General features: G+C 44.5%; 13 protein-coding genes and 1 pseudogene. 1 reads left to right on the top strand and 13 read right to left on the bottom strand.

Going from position 1 to position 13,226, the window contains the following annotated elements; genetic code table 11:
• The first annotated feature begins 11 nt into the window (after positions 1–11).
• The gene (locus tag AM1_RS08440) at positions 12–1,022 is read left to right on the top strand and encodes an acyltransferase family protein (RefSeq protein ID WP_012162413.1); all 1,011 of its coding nucleotides are present in this window, start codon (positions 12–14) and stop codon (positions 1,020–1,022) included.
• 44 nt (positions 1,023–1,066) lie between these two features.
• Here the strand turns inward: AM1_RS08440 and AM1_RS08445 are convergent, their stop codons facing one another.
• The 13 genes and pseudogenes from AM1_RS08445 to AM1_RS40900 all read right to left on the bottom strand — a co-directional run.
• Positions 1,067–2,317 (bottom strand): nucleotidyltransferase domain-containing protein, encoded by a 1,251-nt coding sequence (locus AM1_RS08445; RefSeq protein WP_238549197.1) that lies wholly within the window; start codon positions 2,315–2,317, stop codon positions 1,067–1,069.
• Positions 2,318–2,332: 15 nt separating this feature from the next.
• Positions 2,333–3,298 (bottom strand): methyltransferase domain-containing protein, encoded by a 966-nt coding sequence (locus AM1_RS08450; protein ID WP_012162415.1) that lies wholly within the window; start codon positions 3,296–3,298, stop codon positions 2,333–2,335.
• Positions 3,299–3,415: 117 nt separating this feature from the next.
• Complete coding sequence (locus AM1_RS08455) at positions 3,416–4,567, bottom strand: glycosyltransferase family 4 protein (RefSeq protein WP_012162416.1); 1,152 nt, start codon at positions 4,565–4,567, stop codon at positions 3,416–3,418.
• A gap of 29 nt (positions 4,568–4,596) precedes the next feature.
• On the bottom strand, positions 4,597–5,397 hold the full coding sequence (locus AM1_RS08460; protein ID WP_012162417.1) for a class I SAM-dependent methyltransferase: 801 nt from the start codon (positions 5,395–5,397) through the stop codon (positions 4,597–4,599).
• A complete protein-coding gene (locus AM1_RS08465) occupies positions 5,394–6,542 on the bottom strand; it encodes a glycosyltransferase family 4 protein (protein ID WP_012162418.1) in 1,149 nt (382 codons plus the stop codon). The genes AM1_RS08460 and AM1_RS08465 overlap by 4 nt, the downstream gene beginning before the upstream one ends.
• A complete protein-coding gene (locus tag AM1_RS40895) occupies positions 6,539–6,709 on the bottom strand; it encodes a glycosyltransferase (RefSeq protein WP_012162419.1) in 171 nt (56 codons plus the stop codon). The genes AM1_RS08465 and AM1_RS40895 overlap by 4 nt, the downstream gene beginning before the upstream one ends.
• 3 nt (positions 6,710–6,712) lie before the next feature.
• Positions 6,713–7,315, bottom strand: coding sequence for a transposase (locus AM1_RS43120; RefSeq protein WP_049783824.1), 603 nt, complete (start codon positions 7,313–7,315; stop codon positions 6,713–6,715).
• A gap of 109 nt (positions 7,316–7,424) precedes the next feature.
• The gene (locus tag AM1_RS08475) at positions 7,425–7,961 is read right to left on the bottom strand and encodes a helix-turn-helix domain-containing protein (RefSeq protein WP_049783712.1); all 537 of its coding nucleotides are present in this window, start codon (positions 7,959–7,961) and stop codon (positions 7,425–7,427) included.
• A 39-nt stretch (positions 7,962–8,000) separates the two neighbouring features.
• Positions 8,001–9,065: a glycosyltransferase family 4 protein gene (locus AM1_RS08480; protein WP_012162420.1), complete on the bottom strand. Its 1,065-nt coding sequence runs from the start codon at positions 9,063–9,065 to the stop codon at positions 8,001–8,003.
• A 113-nt stretch (positions 9,066–9,178) separates the two neighbouring features.
• Positions 9,179–9,883, bottom strand: a complete 705-nt coding sequence (locus AM1_RS08485; protein ID WP_012162421.1) for a class I SAM-dependent methyltransferase — start codon at positions 9,881–9,883, stop codon at positions 9,179–9,181.
• A gap of 269 nt (positions 9,884–10,152) precedes the next feature.
• Positions 10,153–11,313, bottom strand: a complete 1,161-nt coding sequence (locus AM1_RS08495) for a hypothetical protein (RefSeq protein ID WP_012162423.1) — start codon at positions 11,311–11,313, stop codon at positions 10,153–10,155.
• Between the two features lie 230 nt (positions 11,314–11,543).
• On the bottom strand, positions 11,544–12,968 hold the full coding sequence (locus AM1_RS44235) for an O-antigen ligase family protein (RefSeq protein WP_315875446.1): 1,425 nt from the start codon (positions 12,966–12,968) through the stop codon (positions 11,544–11,546).
• Between the two features lie 5 nt (positions 12,969–12,973).
• Positions 12,974–13,060 (bottom strand): annotated as a pseudogene (locus AM1_RS40900) (IS5/IS1182 family transposase); the annotation flags it as partial.
• Between the last annotated feature and the right edge of the window lie 166 nt (positions 13,061–13,226).

Raw genomic sequence — 13,226 nt, forward strand, 5'->3', positions numbered from 1 at the left:
CTTGGATAGGTATGCCCCAAGCAGCCGGACATCCCCCGCAACAACGGATCGAATGGATTGATTATGCCAAAGGCATCGGCATTTTTCTGGTCGTTCTCGGCCATGTCCTGCGAGGGCTAGGGGCTTCCGTTGGTCAGGGCTATCAGCCCGAACTACGGGCAATGGATCAGTGGATCTATGCCTTTCATATGCCTTTATTTTTTTTGCTCTCAGGGTTATTTGCAGACCGTGCCGTCTCTAAACCGCCTCGCAGGTTTCTGATCGATCGATTTCAAAAGATTCTCTACCCTTACTTTCTCTGGTCTGCCCTTGTGGGCGCACTCCGCATTCTCTCAGGCCAAAACAAAGGAACGACCCTGCTCCAATTTCTCACGGGATTTTGGACGACGATTTATTACCCCATTGATATCTTCTGGTTCTTATTTGCCTTATTTTTAATCTCGACCCTGTTCTATGGCTTAAGAAAGCTCAAAGTATCCTTGGTGCTACTTCTCTTAGTCTCAAGTGCGCTGTACGGGGTATCGGTGATTTTTCCCCTCTGGATCAGTTGGGATCCTGGGCAACGCGTTCAAACCTATGGCCTCTATTTTGTGCTGGGGGCCATGGCTCGTGCCTTCCTCATGGCGAAACGTCCTCCTCAAGCCATGGGGGTAGATATCATGGGTAGCTTCTTAATCCTGACCCTTTGCGTCTATTACCAAGTTCTAGTGACCCCTGTCCCTAACCCAGTCCTAGCCTTGATCGGGGTGTATGGTTGCATATTACTCGCTCAGTTGCTCGCCCAACAGCAATGGCTACCCATCGTCCAACAGTGGGGCATGGCCTCCCTCCCCATCTATGTCTCCCATACCATCGCCACCGCCACCACCCGCATCATCTTGGAAAAAGGGCTTCAGGTCAGCCATCTTTATGTCCATGTTGTTTTGGGGGTGATAGCGGGGTTGTTGCTGCCCATGCTGTTGGTTAAGGGTCTCGAACGCATCGGTTTCCCCTATTTGTTTACCTTGGCTCATAAAGCCTAGGCTCGACGGTTCCTCTCCCCTCCGTGCCCGATAGGGAGAACCGGCTATGACTCTTGGGGATTGGCTGAATTCAAATGTTTGAGCCCCAACCGCAAGGGCCGGATCAGAAAATAGAGAAAATACAGGGGCTTCGGCAAAATGAGAAAGTCACGATCGTTGACATTGGGTAAACACTTGAGCCAAAAGCCATGAATCGGGCGACGAATATCGAGGATACAGGCAATGCGATCGCGTCTCGTTTCCGTCATTTGCCAGTGACGAATAAACTTCTGGGGCGTAAAACTTCTGCCTAACGTATTCTCTTGATCAAATAGCCGTTGCGCAAAATCTTGCGCCAGCCGCGAGCAGCCCGGATGAGCATCAATTTTCCCTTGCACCACCTCTGGCAACTCGGTTCCCAGCACTTGCTGGGTCAGACATAATCCCAGCAGCACCATACGTTCGCAGCCCATCTGGGCCGCCTGCTGTAAAAATCGCGGCCAATCGCGCCCTGGCGTTTGTTGAATACACTCAGAGACATCACAGATCCATTTGAGTTTTCGCCAACAATCTTTCGAGCCATGAATGCAGAGATACATCAACAAATCATCTGCCCCAAAACTATAGAAGGTGTGGCCTGAAACCAAAACCGGCTCACGATTATCCCAAAGATAATCAAACGTAAATTGAGAAGACAAAAATCGTTCTACCGTGAGCGTCTGGTGCAAATCAATCGATACCGAATTTTTGATCAACTGATATTCACTTTTAGAATTCCGGAGCGTTAACTCTAAATCCTGATCCAGTAAGTTCCACTCATAAGCCAGTTGGTACCCCTCCACAACCAGCACCTCTATGGTTTTGGCAAAGTCTAGAGGACTCACCAAAATATCTAAATCACAAAAATGTCGTAGGCTGATGCTGCCGTATACAGAAGCCGCTAATACTGGCCCTTTAAACGGTAAAGCTCGAATACCGTGAGTTTGTAAGAAATCCAGAATCTTGAGCAGATCTCTAGTCAAGACGGTATTGAAGATGGCAATTTGCTGGACATAAGCCGTTAGATCCTTCAGGACGATAGCAGGAATTTGCTCCTTCCCAATCGACTTAACGGATTGATACAGCAGCGTTTGAACACCATGGACATTTGCGAGTCGAACCAAGGTATGCCAATCCATTGAAGGTTGAAGAAGATGTCGAATTCGCGCTTGCTGATCCCCATCTATCTTCGTACGGCAACACATCCGTAAGAGTTCAACTTCAGGGCAGTCATTAGCCTTCTGCTCAAGTCCCCCCAATGCCATTAAGTCCTTCAATCTCTCACCCTAGGATTAAATATTCCCTTTATAGAGTTTAATAAGCTCTCTATCCGATAGGATTTTCGTATCTTTTTTTCCTATAAAGTAATAGCCAGATGCAGCATCAAAAACCCCTGATTGTTGGACTAAATATCGATCAAAATATTGCAAATAAAAGGATGTCAGCCTAGTAAAAATTTTAATCAGCTTACGCAATGCTTTCTGTTTCGTAAAACTGAGCAAAAAGTACTGATAAGACCAGGCTAACGCCATACCGGGGCCACCAACTGGACCACTCTCCACCTCCTGGAAGTGACGAAATAGGCGTCGATGTCCTAAGTGGGTAAATCGCGTAAAGTCATAGCGCCCCATATGCACTTGTTGCATAAAAGGAGTTTCAGCATAAACGAGGCCATTCGATTTGAGTACACGATGCATTTCTGCCACACATCGATAGGGATCCACCACATGTTCTAAGACTGCTTGAATAATCACACCATCTATTGACTGATCCGTAAATGGAAGATCGTGAGCATCACAGATTAACTGGGTTCGTTCACTGAAATAGATATCACTTTCAATCAGTTCAATATTCGATTGACGAACCAGCTCTTCCATCCCTTGCCCCAAATTGCCACAGCCAATCACTAACACCTTGGGATGCTCAGAATATTGCAATAGCTGCTGCGTAAACTGTTGATAGTTCTGCTTGGCCACAGGATTCACATCAATATTAGGCAGTGCAGCGCTGATGCGAGCTTTGACTCCACTACCGGTTGACGGGGGCACATGCCCTTCCTCCTGCTCAAACTCGGCAATGGAAAAGATACTGGCGTCTTCATTCAATAGGATGGGAGCACAATTGACGACAGGAAAGACCGAAGAACAGTCAGCATTCTGACAAGACAAATGGTGGTCCTGCAGCTCCAGCTGGCCTTTGCAAACCGGGCAGCATAGCAAAGATTGAGCAACATCAGAAAAACGGAATTGAGAACCCATACTTGTCATTTACATCTGTTGAGATCAGGAGCAGAGTTTATATTACGCGCAGTATCTTCACCATACTCAACGCTCTGAAATTATTTTATTCTAAAAAATTATTTTATCAACCTCCCTTTAAACTAGAGTTGCTAAGGCCTGGTCAACGGCACCAAGGCACACCTCAGGGGCAAACTTAGTGGCAGCAGACTGCATACCCTGTTCAGCTAAGGTCGAGGCAAGCTGTTGATCATTCAACAACTCATGAATCGCGGCGGCTAAAGCATTCGCATCCCCTGGGGGGACTAACCGCCCCGACTGCCGATCGGCAATCACTTCCAACATGCCCCCTGCCGCCGTCGCAATCACCGGCTTTTGGGCTAGCTGACCTTCAATCGCAATTCTGGCACAAGGTTCAGGTTCAGTAGAGGCATGAATGACAATATCGCAAGCTTTCATCAAAGCCGGGACGTCTTGGCGAAATCCCAACCAATGAATTCGATCGGCTAAATCTTCGCCAGCCGCCATTTCTTTGATCATGGCGACATAGTCTTGTTCTCCAAACAAAGCATCGCCCACCAATAACCCATGGACATCCGGTAAAGACCGCAACGCTTCAATTAAGACATGTTGGCCTTTCCATGGAGAGAGGCGGCTAAACAGTCCCACCAAGGGTACATTCTCTAGCTTGAGTTCTTGGCGCACAGCTGTTGCAGCTTCCAGGGTGACCTGATCAAACCGATCCGACTCAATCCCGTCATACATCACTTTCACCAAATTAGGACGACCACCCACAGCGATAAAGGCATCAGCCGTTGCCTGTGATGCAACCCAAACTTGAGCGGCCCGGTTATTCGCCAGAGTAATGGCGACACGACGATTCACACCACTAAAATGCTTAGCAGTCAGGATATCTCGTAAATGCCAAACTAGCGGCGGCGTCCCGATCAGTGTCGCCAAGCTAGCCGCAATAAACGCTTTTTGAGAATTGGCACAAATAAAATCAAATCCTTGAGAGGCTTTAGCAATCTGCTGCGCCATTTGCCACAGCGCTGGAATCGCTTTAAGGGAAGCCAAGCCACTGGATGTCCGAATAGACAACAGCGAGTCTGGTGCATTGACAACAGTAACCGGGACCCCGGCTTTTTCTAGAGCCTGACGAAACGGTCCATCTTCAAATAGCAACATCTGGCTCGTTGCCCGATAGGCAGCAGCAATACTCAAACAGCAATATTCTGCCCCTGCTAGCGCGCCAACATGATTAATAAATAAAATACGGTGCTGTTTCATATGCTATTTGGATCTTAAAGTAATGGGCTTTAAAGAATCGGTTGACTAACTTTCTTAAAAAAGATGATGACGCCTTCATCCTCCCAATGCCGAGTGAATCGAACTAAAGAATGATGGCAACTATTTTCTTGTAAAACATGAAATATTGTATTGAGGTTATAAGCGTTCATTTGCATCATCGGCTTGTAGTCTGCCCCTTTTATATAATCTTTTAATCGCACAAGGACAGGGAACTTCTGGCCAATGCTAATCGCAAACTTTCGTATCCAGGAAGCTTGCTTAAAGTAAGTAAAATGCAAAACCCCAATTCCTTCATCTTCTAGTAGGTCAATTAGCTGTTTTAGAATCATTTCGCCTCGTTCACAAGGGATATGTTGGAATACAATAAACGAGTGAATAAAATCAAATTTCTTGTGCAAGCCAAATACATCTGACAAAGCGTCATCACCTTTAATAAAGGTAGCGTTTTCAACCTCTCTCCTTTTGCAATTCTCAACTGCTTCTTGCAACATCGAATCGGAAACATCAACACCTGTAACCGACTGACAAATGCCTGCAAGGGGGATAGCGATACGACCTACACCACAGCCAAAATCTAAGGCATGTTGGGGTTGAAAATCAGGATCTAAGTATTGATGCGAAATATCTAAGATCGTATCGATATGCTTTTTGCCTGTTTCAAAAAAATCTTCAATCGCTTCAGGAGATAAATTCTCTTTCTTAAATCTATCCCAAGAAACAACACCATAATAAGGATTAGTTTTTCCGTAATACTCCCAATCTTTATCTGTAGTGTATTTAGAAATTCTGGCTCCTGTATTTTTACTCATGAGTCTTCATTCACAACCTCTTGGTAAGATGCTTGAACTTGTTGAACAATAACAGACCAGTCGTAGTTTTTACGCACATGGTCCTCACAGACTTGAGCACTAGGTAAATGACGTTTCTCTGAACAAGCTTCCAGAATGCCAGACGCGATATTTTGAGGTGAATATCCAGGGAGCACCAAATCCTCACAAAAGGGCCTCAAGATTTCTGGAATCCCACCGACAGGGGTCCCTAAGATAGGAGTCCCCGCTGCCAAGGATTCCAAAACCACTAACCCGAATCCTTCCAAAGAGAGGGTGGGTAAAATGGCTAAGTCAGCCGCACGATAAGCCATCGGCAAAGCTTGATCAGGTAAATACCCAAGCATTTGAATATGGTTCGTGAGCCCCAATTCCTGTATGCGGGCTTTCAAAGCTTGCTCTTGTTCGCCTTTGCCAGCCATCATTAACAAAACTTCCGGATACTGCTGACAAACACTAGCCATCGCTTCCACTAAATTGCCTAAGCCCATGCGCTTGGACAATCTACGCGCTGTAAACAAAATGAAGCGATCTTGGGGCCATTGCAACTTTGCCCTTGCCGCCTCAGGTGACACGGAAGTTGCAAAACGATCCGTCTCTACTCCCCCAGGAATAATCTGAACCCGCTCTCCAGGAATATCATAGGTATGTTGCAAAATATCTTTGAAGGCCTGAGATAAAACGATAAAGCGGTTAGCACGGCTAAATACAGCCCTTTCCATCGCTTTCCTGGCTTGGAAACCCAGGCTTTTATTGCTTTCCACAATACTTTCTAAAGACCAGGGACCATGGAAATGGACAATAAAGGGGCGATGATCCAGCTGGTCCAGCATTGGGAAAGTGTACAAAGCAAAATGAGACACCAACAGCGAAACATCATCCTGCTGGAGCAGCATCCGAGCGGTTTGGCGTGCCCCCCATAACCGTTTCAGTAGGGAAGACTGGCGTGGCGCAAAGGCCCTGACCTGGTCATTGGTTTGCTCTGAAACCGTTGGGGGACCCGTGACTACACCAGCAATCTCAACCCCTACCTGAGGGAGATATCGAGTCAAGTCATAGTAGTAGCGATCTAACCCCCCTCCTTGCTTATCCGGAAACCAATCCATACCAATTTGCAAGGTTTTCATTGCGAGTCTCGCTTGTTGATCGCTGCTTCATAGGCCGCTAATCGCTGTTGAGCAATGGTGGACCAACTATAGCTCTGGGCCGTTTGATAAGCATTTTGTTGCAATCGGGCTAATTCTGCACGATTCTGAATCAATCGTTCTAGTGCAGAGATCTGTAAATAGTTCATCAGCTATAGTCGAGGTTGGAATCCCTTAAATTGCCATTGGAAAGGTTTGGCCATCGTGTGATTGAAATACTCAATAAATTCGAGGATGCGCTGTTGCAAATCATCCTTGGAGGTGAAATTGCCTCGACGAATCAATCGACGCACCAAAATACTAAACCAGCATTCAATCTGATTGAGCCAGGAGGTATGTTTGGGGATATAAACAAATCGGATCCGATGGCTGGGGTCGCTCAAGAAAGCTGTGCGAGTCTCCATCGATTTGAGAATACCGGATTGACCTTTAACACCTAACTCTGAATCCATACCGCAACAAGCAGCAACCCATCGCACCAAGGAAGCAGAGCGATGGGTATTGAGTTGGTCGAGTAGAAAAATCCATCCATCGTCCGGTGCTGTTTCAACGGTATTGGCAATATGATTGGCAAAGTCAAACTCTTTTCGAGTGGGTCCGATAGAAGGCGCAATCACCTTTCCCAGAGCCACGTGCCAGTTGGCAATCAAACTGAGGGTACCGTGCCGTTTATATTCAAATTCCAAGCGACGTGGTTGCCCTGGTTTCATGGCTTGGTCTAGGTATAGTCGTTCAAGCGCTTGAATGCCCGTCATTTCATCCGTACTGACAAGGTGAATCTGTTGAGCTGCCAATTCAGCTGCTGAGTCATACAGTTGACAAATCTGACGCACTTTCGCCTCGAACACCTCTGGGTCCTCAGGGTTAGCATTGAGCCAATAGCGACTCCGATGGGGCTGCAGCTGAGCCTCTCCCCAAAAAACGTCTCACACTGCTGGCCGACAGGTGAGGGACGATGCCGCGTTTAATCGCTTCATCAGCAATCTCTTCAGGTGTCCATTGACTCACAGGTCGGGCTGAGTCCTGGGGAGATTCACAGGCAATAGCCACAATTTGGATCACCTGCTCTGGGGTAAAGGTGGGTGGGACACCTGGACGCGGGGCATCTGTTAAAGCCTCCAACACTTGCTGGTGCAATTCTGTTTCGCTGTCGTCTACCTGCTCACAAAGGGCAAGACGCTCTTGATTATCAAGCCAGCGCTGACGCCAATAGCGAACTTGGTTGCGGTCGAGTTGCCATTGACGGCTAATCTGGGTGTTACTTTCGCCTGAGGCGGCTGATAGGATGATGCTTGCTCGACGTACCAAGCGATAAGGATTGGTGGTTTGTCGCACGATTTGGGTCAAACAATGGTGTTGTTGCTGCGATAGTTCGATTGGAGAAGCTTTGGGAGTTGGCATTGGCAGAAATCATATCTTGTGAAGAGGGTTTCTCTGACACTATCCGATTGATGACCAATCTTGTATAACTGCCGGATTATCTTCAAAATCTAGGACTAGGGACTCGACAATGGCCCGACTATCTCTCACTGGCACGAGCAAGGCATCATGACCATCTTGAACAATATCTGAAGGGCCAGGGGTCGGTGTTGTTACAGGAGCCAACCCGCAGGCCATCGCTTCAATCAGAACCTTACCAAAGCCTTCAGACAGCGTAGGGAACAATTTGATATCAAATCCTCGAAGCAGGTCGGGCAATTCTTCGTGTTGATAATAACTGATAACGGTGAGGCGATTGTGCACTTGAGGATCAAAGTCAGCGTAAACTTCTTCAGGCACGCCATAACCATTGAGTTCAGTCCCAATCAAACTCACCTCGACCTCAGGATATTTCAGCAAGATCTCATTGAGAGCGGGGGTACTATACTCGATGCCTTTACGCTGAACATACGTCCCAACCTGAGCGATGCGTATCCGTCCATCCCCAGGATATTTCAGGGGTAGGTCCAGAAAATAATTCGGTAATCCATTAGGAAAAACATGGGCAGTTTCAGGATTAACCTGTAAGTGGTTAACTGCATACTCGGCATCCACACGATTCAGGAAAAAGGTCAAATCTGCATATTTTAAGGACTGAGCAATTTCCCACAGTTGAATACTGCCTCGGTAAAGGGGATATTTCCAACTCAGGGTCAGATTCCCCAGAGCTGCATCCTGTAGACGTTCTTCATGTTCTAAATGATCTAAACCATGACTTCTCGTCACGAGTAACGGAGGGTTTAGCGTTAGACAACGGAAGAACCGTGCCCACACCCAAACATCTCCGGTAGAGGCATCAATGACATCAATCTGATGTTGCCTCACAATTTGAGTAATCTTGAGGGCAGTCGCCTCCGGGAAAATGAGATCTTTGAGCTTCATAGAAAGCCATGAAGGCAAGTCATCAAATGAGTAGGTATAGACTTGATGTCCTAATTCTTGATACTTTTCCTTGAGGTTTAAGGTACTCCCTGCAGCACCTGAATTTGGATCAAGATATTCATGGAGAATCAACAGGATATTCATACTCAGTTTTGTAATCGCAAAAGATTCAAAATTAGCAGTAAAAAATTAGCAGTAAGAATAGAAATATCTAAAGCACACCCTATTGCACCCAGTCAGTATTTTAGAAATTCCGATCAATGTAACGTACAAAAATAGATATCATCCTTCTCTATGTCAAATCCAAACCTTTTACGTTCCTCAGAAGTAAACTCTTGCAAATAGGGCATCACTGAGACACAAAATCCAGCTTTTTCTAAGCGCTCTTTGTAATCCAACCCATAGACCCGCACATGATCACTTTGACCAAAGAGTTGTTCTCGTTGTTGGGGATCGGTGATGCTCAAATCTTCATAGGTTTGTTCTCGCAAAATGGGAACTTGAATCACGGCCCAGCCTTCTGGTTTCAATACTCTTGATAGCTCGCGCATCGCCTGAGCATCATCTGGAATATGTTCCAAAACATGTGAACAATAGATGATGTCAAAACTGTTATCTGGGTATTGAATATCCGTCAGATCCATCTTGACCATAGCTGAGTTATTCAAATCTGCTGTTAAATAGTCAATAGACTCACATTGAGCAAACTTGTCTACTAGGCACTCTTCAGGAGCAATGTGCAGCATCTTTTTGGCATGGGCAGCAAACAAGTCCGTTTTCTGCTTAAAAAACAGCCACATCATTCGATGTCTTTCCAAGCTACTACAGACAGGACAAATGGCATTTAGCCGAATTTGAGTAGTATGCATCGGCTTAAAGAGTCGGACATTTGATTGGCAAATCGGACAATGATGCTGAGTTCCAAAATACAAGGATTTTTTAAGTGTTTTAACAATGGGCATAGTATATTAGCATCCTAGAATTCTTGCTGCACAATGTAGTGAACTTTATAGTACTTATACGCGGCTATACCCAGGCTCAAAAATGTCCAAACGATCAATCCAGAGATTTCTGGAAAGTATTGGCCTGTTAGCATCATGGGTAGGAGTCCGACACAAATAATTTTGATAGCAATGAGAAAGTTATCTCGACTCGGTGGTTTAACTGTCACTATTTTGGCAATTAGCATAAATACACCCATAAAACAGATCATTGTGCCAATTAAACCGAACTATAACAGCATGGGCAAAAAGGTACCGTCTCCACTACTAATATTGCTAATGGACTCTAGATAAAAACAAAAGCCTTTACCGACTGGGTTAAATACAATTTTCTCAAATAAGTCAGAAAAAGCTTCTGCTCTAAGGTTAAGAGCTTCATCACTTTCTAGAGATTGAAAACTTGCAAATCTCTGACTAATACGCTCATTCAATTCACTCACTGAAAAAACAACCGTAAGGATACTCGAGACGGTTAAGGCTAAGAGGCCCAATAATTTTGACTGCTGCTGTGGGCGCAGGGTCGTAATATACAAGCCCATCACGAGTAATAGACACAACCATGCGGTTCGAACCACCCCAGCTAATAGGGTAATGGCTCCAAATAAAAGCGCTAAATACTGAGGCCAACTGAGGGGTGGGCAAAGAGAAAGTAAGATCCCGGTAACCATGGGAAATGATAACTGTTGGGCCGCAGAGGTGGTACTCCACACTCGAATTCCAAAGGGTTCTGGAGTGCCTCTAGCTTGTATACCTGTAAACGTTAAATAGAACCGATCCCAATCAGGTGCAACGACATATTGATACAGTCCATAAATGCCCATGACAATGACGGCATAAATGAAGATTTTGTAAATGGATTGGCATAAATCAGGATAATTTTGCCAGTGAGAGTATAAGTAATAACCAAATACAATGGGACAAATAAATCCAAGGGCCAAGTCAACCATTGAAAAGTCCCAGATTGGGTTATTTGCTAGGCCGACTAAAACGCCATAGGTTACCGTGCCTAGGCATAAAATAAACGGCAATCCAACCGACTTTAGTTCGCTGGGTAGGCTCTTAATACAGTTGGGTAACACAATTAAGTTAACAAGCTCCGGGGTTGTGTAAAATTCACCCATCGTATATGCACCCGCAATAAAATCAATGATGCGACGGATCAGGCTACTGAGAAACCATAACCAAAAGGTATAGGCAATATAGAGTCTTGGGCAGCATTGGAACAGGTAGATACCGACTGCCAGGGAGCAAACGGGGTAAATCAGCACTAAGAAGCGACTAGCACCAATCATAGAAAAGGAGATCAGCAAGCTGACTAATCCCTCAATCGCTAACCATCCATACTTTTCATAGGGAGTGGGTTTAAGGCTAGCAGTTGAGAGTGTATCCATGAATCAGCGTATTCAGGCCGGTGATTAATCGTTGGAGAGTAGCTAGTCAAGTGAGTAGGAAAGTTAGGAGTGACGAGACTCGACCAGTAAATGTTGCGTAGGGACTGAACGCTAAAGTGAGAGTGGACATGAAAATTGCCCATTCCTCTCTACTAATGTACTCACTTAGCATCCCAAGTGCCCACTGAAGGACAGCTTTTGCTGGCAAACTCACGCCTTATCGAGGATACTCACATAGCCTCTAGTCTCCGATGGGGTGAAGTAGCCGTTTCAGCCATCTGAAAATATTTCTGGGATGCCAAGCCAAGGGTTAAGAAACTCCAGAAATAAAACCCTAATGTTGCCATCAAAACATTATTAAAGGCAATGATGCTCATTGTTCCAATCACAAATGCCTGTGAAAATAGGGAAAGATAATCTTTCGGACTCGAACGACAGAGCTTTAATACCAATGCCAGCAACCCCACTACATAAGGGATAATGCCGATCCAGCCAAAATAAAATAAATATATAAATATGGGAGCATCAACAATATTGAAATCTCCCAGATCTAGAGAACCCGCCAATCCTACTCCGATAAATTGGGATATTGCTGAGTCGAAATAAGTGTTATATAACTCTTGGCGAATATTCACGCTTATATCATCTTCATATAAAAATAGACTGAGCAGTCGAGAAGCAACCTTTTCATATAAGATATCATTCGTGAGTATTAAGACAGAAGTCGTGATAATAAGAAGCAAAATAATAGCTAATATACGAAATTTAATTCTGATCTTAGTTCTGAATAAGAAGATTGTTAGAGTAATTAAAAAGCAGAGCCATGCAGCCCTTGCTTGACTTAGCAATAGTCCTAACCCCGCTAAACTTAAAGTAGGAATACGAAGTGGCCAGTCAAACCTATACAAGAGGATCATTAATCCAATCAGTACGGTCGTAGCAAAGGTTTGAAAATCCGTGGTTCCACTCCATATCCTGATGGCGAAAGCTTCTGGTAATCCATAGGACCACTTTTCCACTGATCTAAGCCAATGAGTATCCCAGCCCGGCGCAAAAACAAACTGCAAAACACCATATATGCCTAAAACCAGTGATCCCCAGAGGATTGTATTTTCAGTAACTGATTTAAAAGTTGGATATCTTTTCCAGTGCAGGTATATATGTAGTCCGAATAGTATTGGACCCACTAAAGCTGAAAACTGCTCAATTAGGATGAGATCTTGGGGTGGGCTTTTAATTAGCGAGATAAATAAGCTATAGACCGAAGCAGATAGGGTGAATAGAAATGGTGATAATTTTTGATATGGAATCTTGGTTGAATACTGAATTAATGTAAACGCAGAGATTAAAGTTACGGAATTAGCAGTAAATGTCAAATAACCGTGATTAATAGAATTAATTTTGAAGTCAATAAAGCGCTGAATTTCTGGTGAGATAAAATGCATCCAGAATGTGAAGCCTATATACATTTCTGGATTTTTAAAGTATAAGTATATTCCCAATAGAATTGCCGACATTGGCATTATTTGCATTGAGTATCTTGAAAAGCCAATCGTTAGGATCAGAATCTGAAAAAATATAAAAGCAAGAATCAGCATCCATGCTATTCGAGATTCTTGATTAGTATTGTTCTTATACTCGTTAAGTTTATGCATTGTTAAAGTATATCTATATCTTTGTTGAGTCGTCGAGACCACAACAACCATCCAAACGTCCACTTTACAATCCATCGTTTGGGAAAAACCTTGAGAGCTTCCCTAACTTCTCAAACAGCCTCTTAGTGAATTCAATATCACTAAGCAAAGTTTTTGTGGTTCAACAAGTACCTCAATAAGCCGTAAGATTCAATCATTCAAAATCTCTGAATAGATTTAGACCATAAATCTTGAAGTATCTAATTTATTCATAAAAAG

The sequence above is a fragment of the Acaryochloris marina MBIC11017 genome (assembly GCF_000018105.1).
GTDB classification, from domain to species: Bacteria; Cyanobacteriota; Cyanobacteriia; order Thermosynechococcales; family Thermosynechococcaceae; genus Acaryochloris; species Acaryochloris marina.